Annotated in this window: 14 protein-coding genes; 12 read left to right on the top strand and 2 right to left on the bottom strand. The window is 69.4% G+C overall.

All coding sequences use genetic code 11. The features are described 5' to 3' along the window. Nucleotide 1 precedes the first annotated feature (1 nt). Nucleotides 2-190, top strand: a complete 189-nt coding sequence (locus ACNJ7E_RS40230; protein WP_280782510.1) for a tautomerase family protein — start codon at nucleotides 2-4, stop codon at nucleotides 188-190. A 36-nt stretch (nucleotides 191-226) separates the two neighbouring features. On the opposite strand, the gene ACNJ7E_RS40225 is transcribed toward ACNJ7E_RS40230, so the two are convergent. Beyond that, nucleotides 227-736 (bottom strand): MarR family winged helix-turn-helix transcriptional regulator, encoded by a 510-nt coding sequence (locus ACNJ7E_RS40225; protein WP_105413693.1) that lies wholly within the window; start codon nucleotides 734-736, stop codon nucleotides 227-229. A 178-nt stretch (nucleotides 737-914) separates the two neighbouring features. Between ACNJ7E_RS40225 and ACNJ7E_RS40220 the strand changes: the two genes are divergently transcribed. Beyond that, entirely contained in the window at nucleotides 915-1694 is a 780-nt protein-coding gene (locus ACNJ7E_RS40220; protein ID WP_280782509.1) for a dioxygenase family protein, read from the top strand. On the opposite strand, the gene ACNJ7E_RS40215 is transcribed toward ACNJ7E_RS40220, so the two are convergent. Next, nucleotides 1682-2146, bottom strand: coding sequence for a peroxiredoxin (locus ACNJ7E_RS40215; RefSeq protein ID WP_009473669.1), 465 nt, complete (start codon nucleotides 2144-2146; stop codon nucleotides 1682-1684). The genes ACNJ7E_RS40220 and ACNJ7E_RS40215 overlap by 13 nt on opposite strands. A gap of 59 nt (nucleotides 2147-2205) precedes the next feature. Here ACNJ7E_RS40215 and ACNJ7E_RS40210 point away from each other — a divergent pair, with 59 nt between their 5' ends. The 10 genes from ACNJ7E_RS40210 to ACNJ7E_RS40165 form a co-directional block, all read left to right on the top strand. Then, nucleotides 2206-3792 carry an anthranilate synthase component I gene (locus tag ACNJ7E_RS40210; RefSeq protein WP_280782508.1) on the top strand — a complete coding sequence of 529 codons (1587 nt, stop codon included), beginning with the start codon at nucleotides 2206-2208 and terminating at the stop codon, nucleotides 3790-3792. Further along, the gene (locus tag ACNJ7E_RS40205) at nucleotides 3789-4493 is read left to right on the top strand and encodes a TIGR02234 family membrane protein (RefSeq protein WP_280782507.1); all 705 of its coding nucleotides are present in this window, start codon (nucleotides 3789-3791) and stop codon (nucleotides 4491-4493) included. The genes ACNJ7E_RS40210 and ACNJ7E_RS40205 overlap by 4 nt, the downstream gene beginning before the upstream one ends. A gap of 86 nt (nucleotides 4494-4579) precedes the next feature. Then, entirely contained in the window at nucleotides 4580-5389 is an 810-nt protein-coding gene (trpC, locus tag ACNJ7E_RS40200) for an indole-3-glycerol phosphate synthase TrpC (RefSeq protein WP_005247490.1), read from the top strand. Nucleotides 5390-5451: 62 nt separating this feature from the next. Then, the gene (gene trpB / locus ACNJ7E_RS40195; protein ID WP_005247488.1) at nucleotides 5452-6771 is read left to right on the top strand and encodes a tryptophan synthase subunit beta; all 1320 of its coding nucleotides are present in this window, start codon (nucleotides 5452-5454) and stop codon (nucleotides 6769-6771) included. Next, nucleotides 6768-7571 (top strand): tryptophan synthase subunit alpha, encoded by an 804-nt coding sequence (trpA, locus tag ACNJ7E_RS40190; RefSeq protein WP_009473666.1) that lies wholly within the window; start codon nucleotides 6768-6770, stop codon nucleotides 7569-7571. The genes trpB and trpA overlap by 4 nt, the downstream gene beginning before the upstream one ends. Further along, on the top strand, nucleotides 7568-8620 hold the full coding sequence (gene lgt / locus ACNJ7E_RS40185) for a prolipoprotein diacylglyceryl transferase (protein WP_280782506.1): 1053 nt from the start codon (nucleotides 7568-7570) through the stop codon (nucleotides 8618-8620). The genes trpA and lgt overlap by 4 nt, the downstream gene beginning before the upstream one ends. Further along, nucleotides 8613-9458: an NINE protein gene (locus ACNJ7E_RS40180; protein WP_418342457.1), complete on the top strand. Its 846-nt coding sequence runs from the start codon at nucleotides 8613-8615 to the stop codon at nucleotides 9456-9458. The genes lgt and ACNJ7E_RS40180 overlap by 8 nt, the downstream gene beginning before the upstream one ends. A 275-nt stretch (nucleotides 9459-9733) precedes the next feature. Next, a complete protein-coding gene (gene gltB, locus ACNJ7E_RS40175) occupies nucleotides 9734-14317 on the top strand; it encodes a glutamate synthase large subunit (RefSeq protein ID WP_418342456.1) in 4584 nt (1527 codons plus the stop codon). After that, on the top strand, nucleotides 14310-15812 hold the full coding sequence (locus ACNJ7E_RS40170) for a glutamate synthase subunit beta (protein WP_280782503.1): 1503 nt from the start codon (nucleotides 14310-14312) through the stop codon (nucleotides 15810-15812). The genes gltB and ACNJ7E_RS40170 overlap by 8 nt, the downstream gene beginning before the upstream one ends. Nucleotides 15813-15849: 37 nt before the next feature. Beyond that, nucleotides 15850-16577: pyruvate kinase (locus tag ACNJ7E_RS40165; RefSeq protein WP_418342455.1), on the top strand; the 728-nt coding region annotated here is incomplete at its 3' end.

Genomic DNA, 16577 nt, shown 5'->3' with positions numbered 1-16577 from the left:
AATGTTCGCCATGCCACTCATTCAGATCAGCCAGACCCCCGGGCTCACCGCCGAGCAGAAGCGCGCCACGATCGAGGCCGTCACCAAGGCCTACGCCGACGCGACGGGCAAGGATCCCGCGAAGGTGTGGGTGACGATCACCGAGGTCCCGCGCGACAGCTGGGGTGTCGGCGGGACGCCGCTGGGTTGAGCTGCCGGGGCGCCGCTGGGTTGAGCTGCGGGGCTGTCAGGCTCTGCCGGTGCCTGACGCGATGCTCTTGTCGAGTTGGGTGAGCATGGCGCCGGACAGTTCGGACAGCTGACGGACCTGTTCGGCGGACAGTCCGTCGAAGATCAGTGAGCGAACGGATTCGACGTGCGGGGGTGCGGCCTCGACGACTTTGGCCATGCCTTCGTCCGTGAGGACGGCGTCGGAGCCGCGGCTGCCGCGGATGCTCTCGCGGCGCACCCAGCCGGCTTTTTCCATCTTGGTGATGACGTGCGACAGCCGGGACAGTGACGCGTTGGCGCGCTGGGCGAGCAGGGACAGCTGGAGGCGCCGGTTGGCTTCGCCGGACAGCGAGGCGAGGACGAAGTACTCGAAGTGGGTGAGTGCCGAGTCGCGTTGGAGCTGGGTGTCCAGTGCGGCGGGGAGCCGGGTGACCAGGGCGATGAGGGTGAGCCAGGCCTCCTGCTGCTCTGCGTCGAGCCATCGGGTGCCGGGTTCTGCGGGCTTGCCCTCGTCGTTCCCACTCATCAGTGGTGTCCTCCATCCGTACGTCGATCCACGCGTGCAGTGTGTTCAACATAGTTAGCACGTCGCGGGCCGGATCGTGTCCGGGGAATAGTTGCCGCGCCCATCGGTTGACTCCTATAGTAACTTGAAGGTTCAACATTGGCTGTCGATGTTGGATCTCGGATCCGAAGGAGTCGCGATGACCGCCACGATGCCCGCACTGTTCCTCAGTCATGGTGCGCCTCCGCTGGTCGACAGCGAACTGTGGGTGTCGCAGCTGGCGAAGTGGGCAGGTGACCTGCCGCGGCCGAAGGCCATCCTCATGGTGTCGGCGCACTGGGAATCGGCGCCGCTCACGATCGGATCCACCACCACGGGCACGCCCCTCGTCTACGACTTCGGTGGCTTCCCCGAGCGCTTCTACCGGACCACGTACGAGTCGCCCGGCGCCCCCGAACTCGCGGCGCAGATCGTGGCGCTGATGCCGGACGACGAGACCGTGTCGCACCAGCCGCACCGCGGCCTGGACCACGGCGCCTACGTGCCGTTGACGGTCATGTACCCCGACGCCGACATTCCGGTCCTGCAGATCTCGCTGCCCACGCTCGACCCGCAGCGACTGCTGCACCTCGGTGAGCGGCTGCGACCCCTGCGCGAGCAGGGTGTGCTGATCGTCGGTTCGGGATTCACCACCCACGGGCTGCCGTTCCTGCGCGACCCGTCACCCGACGCGAAGGCGCCCGGCTGGTCGTCGGAGTTCGACGCCTGGGCGGACGAGCGTCTCGCCGCGGGCGACGTCGATTCGCTCATCGACTTCCGCTCGCTCGCGCCGGGCATGCCGTACGCCCACCCGACGATCGAGCACTTCGCGCCGCTGTTCGTCACGCTGGGCGCCTCGAGCGATCCGGAGCAGATCCCCCGGCAGGTGATCGACGGCTTCTGGATGGGGCTGGCCAAACGGTCGATTCAGGTGGACTGACGCGTCCGGAGGAAGGCGAGCGCCTGATCGCCGTGCGTGTTGGCGCGGAACTCGCTCGAGATGACCTCGAGCACGGTGCGGTCGGTGTCGATGACGAACGTCGACCGCTTCACCGGGGCGAGTTTGCCGAGCAGTCCGCGCCGGACGCCGAACTTCTCCGCGACGGCTCCGTCGGCGTCCGACAGCAGCGGGTAGTCGAACGACTGCGCCTGCGCGAACGACGCCTGCTTCTCCACCGCGTCGGTGCTGATCCCGGCGCGGGACGCGCCCACCGCGGAGAACTCGATTCCGAGGTCACGGAAATGGCAGGCCTCGGCGGTGCAGACCGGCGTCGACGCCGCGGGGTAGAAGAACAGCACCAGGGGGCCGTCCTCGAGGAGGCTCGACAGGGATCGCGCGATGCCGTCCTGATCGGGCAGGGTGAATTCCGGTGCGAGCTGACCTGGCTTCATGAGAGCCGAGGCTACCCGCGCACGCAGACACGACGAGTGCGCCTGGGATGATGGTCGGCATGCACGGCGAGCCCACCACGATTCCCGCACCCGAGTCCGCCGCCACCCCGGCCGACGGCGGGTCCGACTCGACCACCACGCGCGAGCAGTTCCACGCTCTCGCCGCCGAACACCGGGTGGTCCCGGTGACGCGCAAGGTGTTGGCAGACGCGGAAACCCCGCTGTCGGCGTACACCAAGCTGGCGGCGAACCGGCCGGGGACCTTCCTGCTCGAGTCGGCGGAGAACGGCCGATCGTGGTCGCGATGGTCGTTCATCGGCGCGGGCAGTCCCGCCGCGCTGACGGTCGTCGACGGCGAGGCCGCGTGGTACGGCAACGTTCCCGCGGGCGCACCGTCCGGCGGCGACCCGATCGCGGCCCTCGGCCAGACGCTGGAACTGCTCCGCAGCGAGCGGCTGCCCGACCTGCCGCCGCTGACCGGCGGCATGGTGGGTTTCCTCGGCTACGACGCGGTGCGCCGGATCGAGCGGATCGGCGAGCACGCCACCGACGATCTGCAGATCCCCGAGATGGTCATGTTGCTGGCGACGGACCTCGCGGCCGTCGACCACCACGAGGGCGCCATCACCCTGATCGCCAACGCGGTCAACTGGGACGGCACCGACGAACGCGTCGACGAGGCCTACGACTCCGCGGTCGAGCGGCTGGACCGGATGACGCACGCCCTGTCAGCCCCGGCGTCGTCCACCGTGTCCACGTTCGCGAAGCCCGCCCCCGACTACCGGCGTCAGCGCACCACCGAAGGTTTCGGCGCCGACGTGCAGAAACTCGTGGGAGACATCGAGGCGGGCGAGGCATTCCAGGTGGTGCTGTCGCAGCGCTTCGAGATCGACTGCACCGCGGACCCGATCGACGTCTACCGGATGCTGCGCGCCTCCAACCCCAGCCCGTACATGTACCTGCTCAACGTGCCGAACGGCGACGGCGAGACCGCGTTCTCGATCGTCGGTTCGAGCCCGGAGGCCCTGGTGACCGTGTCGGAAGGCGTCGCCACCACGCACCCGATCGCGGGAACCCGGTGGCGCGGGCACACCGAGGAGGAAGACATCCTGCTCGAGAAGGACCTGCTCGCCGACGAGAAGGAGAACGCGGAGCACCTGATGCTCGTGGATCTGGGCCGCAACGACCTCGGGCGCGTGTGCGAACCGGGCACGGTGAAGGTCCACGACTACCGCCACATCGAGCGGTACAGCCACGTGATGCATCTCGTCTCCACCGTCACGGGTCACCTCGCGGACGGTAAGCACGCCTTGGACGCCGTCACCGCGTGCTTCCCCGCGGGCACGCTGTCGGGTGCGCCGAAGGTCCGGGCGATGCAGCTGATCGAGGAACTCGAACCCACGCGCCGGGGCATCTACGGCGGCATCATCGGGTACCTCGACTTCGCCGGCGACGCCGACACGGCCATCGCGATCCGGACCGCGCTGATCAAGGACGGCATCGGGTACGTCCAGGCGGGTGCGGGCGTCGTTGCCGACTCGAACCCCGAATACGAGGACACCGAGGCGCGGAACAAGGCGATGGCGGTGCTCAGCGCGATCGCGGCGGCGCACACGCTGAAGACCCTGGGAGGCGACACGCAGTGAGTGACGCGTCGGAGACGGCCCGGGAACCTGCGCAGGCGGGACGTCGCCGGTCGATGATCTCGGTGCTGCTGCTCGCGGTCGCCGCTCTGTGTCTGTGGGGTGCCTCCCGGATGACGTGGGTGGAGGTCACCTCCTCCGACGGGCTCGGCGAGGAGCGCACGTCGGCGCTCGTCGGCGGCACGTGGGCGGCGGCACTCACGCCGCTGGCGCTGACCCTGGTCGCCGCGATCGCCGCGTCGTTCGCCGTGAAGGGCTGGGCGCTGCGGGTGCTCGGTGTCCTCGTCGCGGTCGTGGCCGTCGGGGCCGCGGTCCCCGCGGTGGGGCTGATCGTCTCCGGCGCCTCCGACGACGACGCGGGCCGACTGGCCGAGCTGCCGGGCCGCGCCGAGGTCCAGTCGGTGTCCGTGCACGTCGGACCCGCCGTTCTGGCGCTGGTGGGCGCCCTGGCGGCGCTCGCCGCCGCGGTGGAACTCGTCCGCCGTCCGCGGGTGCGGGCCGGGCTCTCCTCCAAGTACGACAGCCCCGGTGCGCGACGGGACGCCGCGAAGAAGGCCGGCGCCGATTCGGCCGAGGGGCCCGTCACCCAGCGCATGCTCTGGGACGCACTGGACGCGGGGGAGGACCCCACGGTCGAAGACAAGAAAGCCGAACCTGTCGACAAAGTTGACGGACCGGACAAAGACCCGGGGACCCGAACGTAAACAGAATCAGAGTGCCATCTAGGCTGACTTCACCCCTGATGATGTTCCTCACATCGGGTTTCTGCCCAGAAAGGACTCGGGCCACGATGACCGTTCTCGACTCGATTCTCGACGGGGTGCGCGCCGACGTCGCCGCCCGCGAAGCCGTCCTTGACTTCGCCGCAGTCAAGGCTGCCGCCGCTGCCGCACCGCCGGCCCTCGATGCCGCGGCCGCCCTGCTCGAGCCGGGCATCGGAGTCATCGCCGAGGTCAAGCGCGCGAGCCCCTCGAAGGGCGCGCTCGCCGACATCACCGATCCCGCCGAGTTGGCCGCCGCCTACCAGGCCGGTGGCGCCCGCGTGATCAGCGTGCTCACCGAGGAGCGCCGGTTCCAGGGGTCCCTCGCGGACCTCGACGCCGTCCGCCGCGCGGTGAGCATCCCGATCCTCCGTAAGGACTTCATCGTCGGGCCGTATCAGATCCACGAGGCCCGCGCGCACGGCGCCGACGTCGTGCTGCTCATCGTCGCCGCCCTCGAGCAGGACGCGCTCGCGTCGCTGATCGACCGCACGGAGTCGCTGGGCATGACGGCCCTCGTCGAGGTCCACACCGAGGAGGAGGCCAACCGCGCGCTCGAGGCGGGCGCCAAGGTCATCGGTGTCAACGCCCGCAATCTCAAGACGCTCGAGGTCGACAAGAACACGTTCGGCGAGATCGCTCCCGGGCTGCCCACCGAGATCATCAAGATCGCCGAGTCCGGTGTGCGCGGCACGGCCGACCTGCTGGCCTACGCCGGCGCGGGAGCAGACGCGGTGCTGGTCGGCGAAGGCCTCGTCACCAGCGGGGATCCGCGCAAGGCGGTGGCCGATCTGGTCAACGCCGGCGCTCACCCGTCCTGCCCCAAGCCGTCACGCTGAGGCTGCGTCGGCGGAACTGACCCGGACGGCGGCGGAACCCGGCGTTGGGGCAGACTGGACCTGTGACTTCACGTAATCAGGAAACCGTCTTCAAGGGTGGCAATCTGCCGACTGCCAGCGCCGGAATCGCCGAGCGCACGACGCACGACCCCGACGCCGGAGGACACTTCGGCGTGTACGGCGGACGGCACGTGCCCGAGGCCCTGATGGCAGTGATCGAGGAGGTCACCGCCGAGTACGAGAAGGCCCGCGCCGACGACGCGTTCCTGAACGAACTCGATCGTCTCCAGCGCGACTACACCGGCCGTCCGTCCCCGATCTTCGAGGCGAAACGGATGAGCGAGTTCGCCGGTGGGGCGCGGCTCATCCTCAAGCGCGAAGACCTCAACCACACCGGCTCGCACAAGATCAACAACGTGCTCGGCCAGGTGCTGCTCGCCAAGCGCATGGGCAAGACCCGCATCATCGCGGAGACCGGCGCCGGCCAGCACGGTGTGGCCACCGCCACCGCCTGCGCGCTCCTCGGCCTCGAATGCGTCATCTACATGGGTGCCGTCGACACCGAGCGGCAGGCGCTGAACGTCGCCCGCATGCGGTTGCTGGGCTCCTCGGTGGTGTCGGTCGAGTCGGGGTCGAGGACCCTGAAGGACGCCATCAACGAGGCGCTGCGCGACTGGGTTACCAACGCCCACAACACGTACTACTGCTTCGGCACCGCTGCCGGGCCGCACCCGTTCCCGACCATCGTCCGCGACTTCCAGCGCGTCGTCGGTCTGGAGGCGCGTGCCCAGGTGCAGGCGCTGACCGGCCGGCTGCCCGACGCCGTGACGGCGTGCGTCGGCGGCGGTTCCAACGCCATCGGCATCTTCCACGCGTTCCTCGACGACCCGGCCGTGCGGCTGGTCGGCTACGAGGCCGCCGGTGACGGCGTCGAGACCGGGCGGCACGCCGCCACGTTCGCGGCGGGCACCCCGGGCGCGTTCCAGGGCGCGTACTCGTACCTGCTGCAGGACGAGGACGGCCAGACCATCGAGTCGCACTCGATCTCCGCGGGCCTCGACTACCCCGGTGTCGGACCGGAGCATGCACTCCTCAAGGACATCGGCCGCGCCACCTACGAGCCGGTCACCGACACGGAGGCCATGGACGCGCTGCGTCTGCTGTCCGAGCGGGAGGGCATCATCCCGGCCATCGAGTCCGCCCACGCCGTCGCCGGGTCGCTGCGACTGGGCCGCGAACTGGGGGAGGGCGCAATCATCGTCATCAGCCTGTCCGGGCGCGGCGACAAGGACATGGACACGGCCGCCAAGTGGTTCGGACTGTTCGATCCCGACGACTCGACCGAGACCACCACGACTGACAAGGAAGGTTCGGCCAAGTGAGCGAACGACTCTCGCGCCTCGCCCCGACGTTCGCGCAGTGCCGCGAGGAGAAGCGCGCCGCGCTCGTCGGGTACCTCCCGGCCGGTTTCCCCACCGTGCAGGAGTCCATCGACGTGTTCAAGGCGATGGTCGAATCCGGTTGCGACATCGTCGAGGTCGGCATCGCCTACTCCGACCCGGTGATGGACGGGCCCACCATCCAGGCGGCGGCCGAGACGGCGCTGCGGAACGGTGTCCGTGTGCGTGACGTGTTCACCGTCGTCGAGGCGATCGCCTCGGTCGGCGGCAAGGCCGTCGTGATGACCTACTGGAATCCGGTCCTGCAGTACGGCGTCGACAAGTTCGCCCGCGACCTGGCGAGCGCGGGCGGCCTCGGCCTGATCACGCCCAACCTCATCCCCGAGGAGGCCGGCGAGTGGATCGCCGCGTCGAAGGAACACGACCTCGACCGGATCTTCCTCGTGGCGCCGTCGTCGACCGAGGAACGTCTCTCGATGACCCTGGACGCGAGCAGCGGCTTCGTGTACGCCGCGTCGACGATGGGTGTCACCGGCGCCCGTGACGCGGTGTCGTCGATGGCACCCGAGTTGACGGCCCGTATCCGCGCCCACTCGGACATTCCGGTGGGTGTCGGACTGGGTGTCCGCTCCGGCGCGCAGGCCGCCGAGATCGCCGCGTACGCCGATGCGGTCATCGTCGGATCTGCGCTGGTCACGGCCGCGGAGAGCGGTCTGGACGCGGTGCGCTCGCTCACGAAGGAACTCGCCGAGGGCGTTCGCTCCGCTACCGTGGCGTCGTGACTTCCACTGTGGACGTACTGGCCTACATTCCGAGTCCGCCCCAAGGTGTCTGGTATGTCGGACCGGTGGCCCTGCGCGCGTACGCGCTGTTCATCATCGTCGGGATCGTCGTCGCAATCGTGTGGGGTGACCGTCGCTGGGTCGCCCGCGGCGGCGAGAAGGGCACCGTCCTCGACATCGCCATCTGGGCGGTGCCGTTCGGCCTGATCGGCGGCCGTCTCTACCACGTGATGACCGACTGGCCGACGTACTTCGGGGAGGGCGGCGACCCCGTCGACGCCCTGAAGGTGTGGCAGGGCGGTCTCGGCATCTGGGGCGCCGTGGCGCTCGGCGGTGTCGGCGCCTGGATCGGGTGTCGCCGTCGCGGCATCCCGCTGCCTGCGCTCGGCGACGCAGTCGCGCCCGCGATCCTGCTGGCGCAGGCGATCGGCCGACTCGGAAACTACTTCAACCAGGAACTCTACGGTCGCGAGACCGACGTGCCGTGGGGGCTCGAGATCTTCGAGCGGCGTAACGACGTGGGCCAGGTGTCGCCGCAGCTGATCGACGGGGTGTCCACCGGCGAGGTCGCGTTCGTGGTGCACCCGACGTTCCTGTACGAGGCGCTGTGGAACGTGCTGATCGTGATCCTGCTCGTGTGGGTCGATCGCCGCTTCCGCATCGGTCACGGCCGACTGTTCGCCCTGTACGTGGCCGGTTACTGCGCCGGCCGCTTCTGGATCGAACTGATGCGCAGCGATCACGCGAGCCTCATCGCCGGTGTCCGCGTGAACTCGTTCACCTCCGCCCTGGTGTTCGTCGCGGCCCTGGTGTACTTCTTCGCCGCCACGAAGGGCCGCGAGGACCCGGCCGAATTGCGGCCCGCCGACGGCGAACCGGTCGACGGCGAGACCGCGGAGAAGGAGCCCGAGAAGAGCGTCGAGGACGCAGGCAAGGACGAGGGCACGTCGGAGCCGGTATCGGACGACAAGGCCGCGAGTACTGCGAGTACCGGCGGCGAGGCGGGCACGAAGACCATCGACAGCAAGAAGGATGACGCGAATGACTGAACCGGGGAAAGCATCCGACGATTCCGGCAAGGGTGCATCCGAGGACGCACACAAGGTCGACCTGGGCAAGAGCAGCGACGGCACGGAGAACAGCACGGAGTCGAGCCTGCCGCCCGAGTTCGGCTCACCCTTCGATTACGACGCCACCGCCGAGGCCTCGCTGTCCCAGCCGCCGGCCACGTCGGACGCGACGCCGTCACCGAGTTCGACCGGCACCGGACCGGGCTGGGACACCTACTCCGGTGTCGGCAACGGCCCGGGGTGGGGGTCCACGCCGACCTACCCGTCGCCGAGCGGCACCGAGCCGACGGCCCCGTTCCCGAACGTGGGCGAGCCGACTTCGCCGACCGCGCCCTACACCGGGTACGAGAACCCCCAGCAGCAGCCGGACGGTCCCACCTACGGCGCACCCGACCCCAACTACGGCGCGCAGTACGGGGCGGCTCCGCAGTCGTCGCAGGACCACCCGCAGCCCGGGTATCAGCAGCCCGGGTACGGACAGCAGCAGGGTTACCCCCCGCAGGGGTTCCCGCCGCCCGGATACGCCCCCGCCGGCTACAACGCGTACGCCGATCCGTCGGCGCCGTTCGGCAGGCACCCGCTGACGGGTGAGCCGTACTCCGACAAGTCCAAGCTGACCGCCGGTCTGCTGCAGATCTTCCTCGGCGGCTTCGGAGTCGGGCGGTTCTACCTGAACCAGCCCGGCATCGCCGTGGCGCAGATCGCCGTCACGTGGCTCACCTGTGGAATCGGCGGAATCTGGCCGCTGGTCGACGGCATCATGATGCTGACCGGGAGCGTGAAGGACAAGTACGGACGACCCCTGCGGGAGCAGTGACGATCCCCGGCCGATTTGTGGCCCGTGTTGCTGATGCGACACGGGCCACAGTGCTTTCCGGGGCCGGATTCGGCATATCGTGCGAGGTATCGGTCCTGGTAAGCTGAGCGCGCCGGGTGTATGTCCGGTAACAACCTTCACGGGCCGATGCTGTCCCGGTAGACCCCCGAAAAGCAGTTAGCGCCCGTCGTGGCGACCCCGCTAGCGGAGGCCGCCGACAGCACGTGCGGAGCGCACACACTGGTGGTCTTCCTGGCCGATGTGGAGGTATATCGGTGCTGTTCTCTCAGTTGCCCGGTCCCCAGGGCTTGTACGACCCGGACCAGGAAGCCGATTCCTGCGGCGTCGCGATGGTGGCGGACGTGCACGGCCGCCGCTCACACTCCATCGTCTCCGACGGACTCCTCGCACTCGAGAATCTCGAGCACCGCGGTGCGGCGGGATCGGAACCGAACAGCGGAGACGGCGCCGGCATCCTCCTCCAGCTCCCCACCGAATTCTTCGCGGACGTCGTCGACTTCGATCTCCCGGCGCCGCTCGACGACGGCAGCAGCACGTACGCGGCGGGCACCTGCTTCCTCCCGCACGACCCGCAGGCGCGGGCGGCCGCGCAACGACGCGTGTCCGACCTCGCGGCCGAGGAGGGGCTCGACATCCTCGGCTGGCGCCGGGTGCCCGTAGATCCGGACGGCGCGGACGTCGGTTCCACGGCCCGGGCCTGCGAACCGCACATGAGCCAGTTGTTCGTCACCGCACCCGCCGTCGGCGGGATCCGGCCCGGCGGGCTGGCACTCGACCGCCTGGTCTACGCGCTGCGCAAGCGGGCCGAGCAGGTCACTCCCGAGGTCGAGTCCGAGGGCAGCGGCCTGTACTTCCCGTCCCTGTCGAGCCGGACCGTCGTCTACAAGGGAATGCTGACCACGTCCCAGCTGTCGCGGTACTTCCCGGACCTGCGCGATCCCCGGATCGCGAGTGCGATCGCGATCGTGCACAGCCGGTTCTCGACCAACACGTTCCCGTCCTGGCCGCTCGCGCACCCGTTCCGGTTCGTCGCGCACAACGGCGAGATCAACACGGTCCGCGGCAACCGGAACCGCATGCGTGCCCGCGAGGCGCTGCTGTCGAGTTCGGTGATCCCGGGCGACCTGCGCAGGCTGTATCCGATCTGCACCCCCGACGCCTCGGATTCGGCGTCGTTCGACGAGGTGCTCGAACTGCTGCACCTTGCAGGCCGCAGCGTGGCGCACGCGGTGATGATGATGGTGCCGGAGGCGTGGGAGAACGACACGTCGATGTGCCCCGACCGGCGGGCGTTCTACCAGTTCCACGCGTCGCTGATGGAGGCGTGGGACGGTCCGGCGTGTGTGACGTTCACCGACGGGACCGTGGTCGGCGCCGTGCTGGACCGCAACGGCCTGCGTCCGGGACGCTGGTGGCAGACCGTCGACGGGCGGGTGGTCCTCGCGAGCGAGAGTGGTGTCCTCGACGTGCCGCAGGCGGAGGTCGTGGCGAAGGGCCGCCTCGAACCGGGGCAGATGTTCCTGGTCGACACGTCCGAGGGCCGGATCGTGCCCGACGAGGAGATCAAGATGCGGCTCGCGGCGGAGCGGCCGTACGCCGAGTGGCTGTACGCCGGTCTGCTCGAACTGAAGACGCTGCCTGATCGCCCGCACGCGCAGCACAACCACGAGTCGGTGGTGCGACGGCAGGTGGCGTTCGGGTACACCGAGGAGGATCTGCGCATCCTGCTCGCGCCGATGGCCGCGTCCGGCGGCGAGCCCCTCGGCTCGATGGGGACGGACACCCCGATCGCGGTCATGTCGCAGCGTTCGCGGCTGCTCTACGACTACTTCGTCGAACTGTTCGCGCAGGTCACGAACCCGCCGCTCGACGCGATCCGCGAAGAGATCGTGACGTCGCTGTCGCGGGTCATGGGCCCGGAGCAGAACCTGCTCGAGCCGACCGCGGCGTCGTGCAGGCAGATCGTGCTGCCGTGGCCGGTGCTCGACAACGAAGAGCTGAACAAGATCATCAACGTGAACGCCGACGGCAACCATCCGGGGCTGGCCGCGACGGTGCTGCGCGCGCTGTACGACGTGGAGCGCGGCGGTGCGGGGATGGCCGAGGCGATCGAGGAATTGCGGGCGCAGGCGAGCGCCGCGATCGCGGACGGCTATCGGACGCTGGTGATCTCGGACCGCGACTCCGACCACACCCGCGCGCCGATCCCGTCGCTGCTCGCGGTCGCCGCGGTGCACCATCACCTGGTGCGAACCAAGGAGCGCACCAAGGTGGCGCTGGTCGTCGAATCCGGTGACGCCCGCGAGGTCCATCACCTGGCGCTGCTCATCGGGTACGGCGCCGCCGCGGTCAACCCGTACCTCGCGATGGAGTCGATCGAGGACCTCGTGTCCGAGGGCGAACTCACCGGCGTCGAGCACACGATCGCCGTGCGGAACTACCTCACCGCTCTCGGCAAGGGTGTGCTGAAGGTGATGTCGAAGATGGGCATCTCCACCGTCGGCTCGTACACCGCGGCGCAGGTGTTCGAGGCGATCGGCCTGGACCGCGGCCTCGTCCACGAGTACTTCACAGGCACCGTCAGCAAGCTGGGCGGCGCCGGTCTCGACGAGATCGCCCGCGAGGTCACCGTCCGCCACCGGCAGGCGTACCCGGACAACCCGGCCGAGTTCGCCCACCGGCGGCTCGAGGACGGCGGCGAGTACCAGTTCCGCCGCGACGGCGAACTGCACCTGTTCACGCCGGAGACGGTGTTCCTGCTGCAGCACGCGACCCGCACCGGTCAGCACGAAGTGTTCGCGAAGTACAGCGAGGAGGTCAACCGGCTGGCCGAGGCCGGTGGCGCACTGCGCGGCCTGTTCACGTTCCGCGAGGGCGTGCGCCCGCCGGTGCCGTTGGACGAGGTGGAACCGGTCGAGCGGATCGTCACCCGGTTCAATACCGGCGCGATGAGCTACGGCTCGATCTCCGCCGAGGCCCACGAAACGATGGCCGTCGCGATGAACAATCTCGGCGGACGCTCCAATACGGGCGAGGGTGGGGAGAACGTCGACCGTCTCTACGATCCGTCGCGCCGCAGCGCCGTCAAGCAGGTGGCGAGCGGGCGGTTCGGCGTCACCAGCGACTACCTGATCAACGCCAGCGACATCCAGATCAAGATGGCGCAGGGCGCGAAGCCCGGCGAGGGCGGCCAGCTGCCGGCGTACAAGGTGTACCCGTGGGTCGCGGAGACCCGGCATTCGACGCCGGGGGTCGGGCTCATCTCGCCGCCGCCGCACCACGACATCTACTCGATCGAGGATCTCGCGCAGCTGATCCACGACCTGAAGAACGCCAACGACCGGGCCCGGGTCCACGTGAAGCTGGTCAGCTCGGTGGGTGTGGGAACGGTGGCCGCCGGCGTCAGCAAGGCACACGCCGACGTGGTCCTGATCTCCGGGAACGACGGCGGAACCGGCGCCACTCCGCTGACGTCGATGAAGCATGCCGGGGCGCCGTGGGAGATCGGGCTGGCCGACGCCCAGCAGACACTGGTGCTCAATGGTCTCCGTGACCGCATCACCGTCCAGTGCGACGGCGGGATGCGCACCGCGCGGGACGTCGTGGTCGCGGCGCTGCTGGGTGCGGAGGAGTTCGGGTTCTCGACGGCCCCGCTGATCGTGGCGGGTTGCATCATGATGCGGGTCTGCCACCTCGACACCTGCCCGGTCGGTGTCGCCACCCAGAACCCGGAGCTCCGTAAGCGCTACACCGGCAAACCGGAGTTCGTGGAGGAGTTCTTCCGGTTCGTCGCCGAGGACGTGCGCCAGTACCTGGCGGACCTCGGGTTCCGCAGCATCGACGAGGCCGTCGGTCATGCCGATGTCCTCGAGACCGCGCAGGGGATCGCGCACTGGAAGAACCGCGGACTCGACCTCACCCCGATCTTCGCCGTGCCCACCGGGCCGGACGGTGTGCCGTTGCCGCAGCGGCGCCGGGACCGCCATCAGGACCACGGACTGGACCGGGCGCTGGATCGCACGCTCATCCAGCTGGCCGAGGGTGCCCTCGAGGACGCGCACGCCGTGGAGATCGAGATGCCGGTGCGCAACGTCAACCGGACCGTCGGGACGCTGCTCGGCGCGGAGGTCACCCGCCGGTACGGCGCCGCCGGGCTGCCGGACGACACGATCCGGCTCACGTTCACCGGTTCCGCCGGGCAGTCGCTCGGCGCGTTCCTGCCGCCGGGCATCACCATCGACCTGACCGGTGACGCCAACGACTACGTCGGCAAGGGATTGTCGGGCGGACGGATCGTGGTCCGTCCCGCCGACGACGTCCTGTTCGTCCCCGAAACCCAGGTGATCGCGGGCAACACCCTCCTCTACGGCGCCACTTCGGGCGAGCTGTATCTGCGGGGCCGCGTCGGCGAACGTTTCTCGGTGCGCAACTCCGGTGCGTCGGCCGTCGTGGAGGGCGTCGGCGACCACGCCTGCGAGTACATGACGGGCGGACGGGTCGTGATCCTCGGACCCACCGGCCGGAACATGGCGGCCGGCATGTCCGGCGGCATCGCGTACGTCCTCGACCTGGACCCCGAGGACGTGAACCCGGCGATGGTGAAGCTCCTGCAACCCGACCCGGACGACCTCGACTGGTTGTGCGGAGCGGTCACCCGGCACCACCGGTGGACCGGTTCCGCGGTGGCGGCGTCGGTGCTCGCCGACTGGCCCAGGCGGTCCGCGTTGTTCACCAAGGTGATGCCGGTGGACTACCAGCGGGTGCTGGACGCGACCCGGATCGCCAAGGCCGAGGGACTCGACGTGGACACTGCGATCATGGAGGCGGCACGTGGCTGATCCGCAGGGCTTTCTGCACATCGTCAAGAAGGAGGCGCGCAAGCGTCCGGTCGCGGAGCGGGTGCACGACTGGCACGAGGTGTATGCGCCGCAGAGTCCGGCGGAGCGGGCCGCCGAGGTGTCCGAGCAGGCCGCGCGGTGCATGGACTGCGGAATCCCGTTCTGCCACTCGGGAAGTGCGGGCTGCCCGCTGGGCAACCTGATCCCGGAGTGGAACGACCTGGTGCGGCGCGGCCGCTGGTCGGCGGCCAGTGAGCGCCTTCACGCCACCAACAACTTCCCGGAGTTCACGGGGCGGGTGTGTCCGGCGCCGTGCGAGTCGGCGTGTGTGCTCGCCCTCGCCGACACGCACACGACCGGCAGCGTCACCATCAAGCGGATCGAGCAGGCCATCGCCGACGTCGCCTGGGAGTCCGGCTCGGTGGTGCCCAAGCCGCCGATGATCGCGACGGGCCGCAAGGTGGCGGTGGTCGGTTCCGGCCCGGCAGGCCTTGCGGCGGCACAGCAGCTGACCCGGGCGGGGCACGACGTGACCGTGTACGAGCGCGACGACCGGCTCGGGGGACTGCTGCGGTACGGCATCCCGGAATTCAAGATGGAGAAGGCGATCCTCGATCAGCGCCTGATGCAGATGCGCGCCGAGGGTACGCACTTCGTCACCGACTGCGAGGTCGGCGTCGACCTCACCGTGGAGCAGATGCGCGAGAACTTCGACGCCGTCGTGCTCGCGATCGGCGCGCTCCGGGGCCGCGACAACACGACCGTCGAAGGCCGGGAGCTGAACGGGATCCACCTCGCGATGGAACACCTCGTCACCTCGAACAAGGAATGCGAGGGTGACGGTCCCGCGACGATCACCGCCAAAGGCAAGCATGTCGTCATCATCGGCGGCGGCGACACCGGGGCCGATTGCCTCGGAACGGCGCACCGCCAGGGTGCGCTGTCGGTGACCCAGCTGGACTACAACCCGGAGTTGCCGACGGAACGGGACGACGCCGCGACGCCGTGGCCTGCGTGGCCGATGGTGCTGCGCACGTCGCCCGCGCACGCCGAGGGCGGTGTCCGCCGGTATCAGGTCGCGGTGCAGCGTTTCCTCGGCGACGAGAACGGGAACGTCCGATCCATGGTTCTCGCCGAGGTCCGGGTCACCCGCGAGGACGGCAAACGCATCATCACGCCGGTCGGCGAGGAGATCGAATTACCGTGCGAACTGGCGCTTTTCGCGATCGGATTCGAGGGTGTCGATCTCGGCCCGCTGCTCGACGACTACGGGCTGTCGCCCACCCGGCGCGGATCGCTCTCCTGCGGCCCGGACTGGCAGACCACCGCACCCGGGGTCTTCGTCTGCGGGGACGCGCACCGCGGCGCGTCGCTCGTGGTGTGGGCGATCGCGGAGGGCAGGTCCGCGGCACACGCCGTCGACGTGTATCTGACCGGGGCGTCGGACCTCCCGTCGCCGGTGCATCCGACGGCGCTCCCGCTGGCAGTCGTCTAAATGGAGAAGGGCGCGCGGGGCGACTAGGCTCGAGGCCGTGAACCGACGCACGAAGATCGTATGCACACTTGGACCTGCTACCGCCACCGGTGACCGTATTCGCGAGCTCGTCGAAAGCGGTATGGACGTGGCGCGGCTGAATTTCAGCCACGGCGAACACGCCGACCACGAGGAGAACTACAAACGCGTCCGGGCGGCCTCGGACGCGACGGGGAAGGCGGTCGGTGTCCTCGCCGACCTGCAGGGCCCGAAGATCCGGCTCGGCCGGTTCGCCGAGGGGCGCACCACGTGGGCCAACGGTGAGGAAGTGCGGATCACCGTCGACGAGGTCGAGGGCACCCACGACCGGGTGTCGACCACCTACAAGCAGCTCGCCGAGGACGCCAAGGCCGGTGACCGGTTGCTCGTCGACGACGGCAAGATCGGATTGGTCGTCACGGACGTCGACGGCAACGACGTGATCTGCCGGGTCACCGAGGGCGGCCCGGTCAGCAACAACAAGGGTGTGTCCCTGCCGGGGATGAACGTGTCGGTCCCGGCGCTGTCGGGCAAGGACATCGCCGACCTCGAGTTCGCGCTCGGTCTCGGTGTCGACTTCATCGCCCTGTCGTTCGTGCGATCGGCCGCAGACATCGAACTCGTCCATGCCGTGATGGATCGGGTCGGTCGCCGGATCCCGGTGATCGCGAAGCTCGAGAAGCCGGAGGCGATCGACAACCTCGAGGCGATCGTGCTGGCGTTCGACGCGGTGATGGTCGCCCGTGG

The sequence above is a fragment of the Rhodococcus mengyinensis genome (genome assembly GCF_048381435.1).
In the GTDB taxonomy this organism is placed as follows: Bacteria; Actinomycetota; Actinomycetes; order Mycobacteriales; family Mycobacteriaceae; genus Rhodococcus_F; species Rhodococcus_F opacus_D.
The sequence above is the reverse complement of the archived record's forward strand: the minus strand, read 5'-3'. Positions and strand labels throughout refer to the sequence as shown.

What these genes read in the sequence shown, in the direction of transcription:
- ACNJ7E_RS40180 (WP_418342457.1), top strand. Translation starts at nt 8,613, where the DNA reads ATGACTGAACCGGGGAAAGCATCCGACGATTCCGGCAAGGGTGCATCC.
- ACNJ7E_RS40225 (WP_105413693.1), bottom strand. Translation starts at nt 736, where the DNA reads ATGAGTGGGAACGACGAGGGCAAGCCCGCAGAACCCGGCACCCGATGG.
- ACNJ7E_RS40210 (WP_280782508.1), top strand. Translation starts at nt 2,206, where the DNA reads ATGCACGGCGAGCCCACCACGATTCCCGCACCCGAGTCCGCCGCCACC.
- ACNJ7E_RS40230 (WP_280782510.1), top strand. Translation starts at nt 2, where the DNA reads ATGTTCGCCATGCCACTCATTCAGATCAGCCAGACCCCCGGGCTCACC.
- trpC (WP_005247490.1), top strand. Translation starts at nt 4,580, where the DNA reads ATGACCGTTCTCGACTCGATTCTCGACGGGGTGCGCGCCGACGTCGCC.
- ACNJ7E_RS40215 (WP_009473669.1), bottom strand. Translation starts at nt 2,146, where the DNA reads ATGAAGCCAGGTCAGCTCGCACCGGAATTCACCCTGCCCGATCAGGAC.
- ACNJ7E_RS40220 (WP_280782509.1), top strand. Translation starts at nt 915, where the DNA reads ATGACCGCCACGATGCCCGCACTGTTCCTCAGTCATGGTGCGCCTCCG.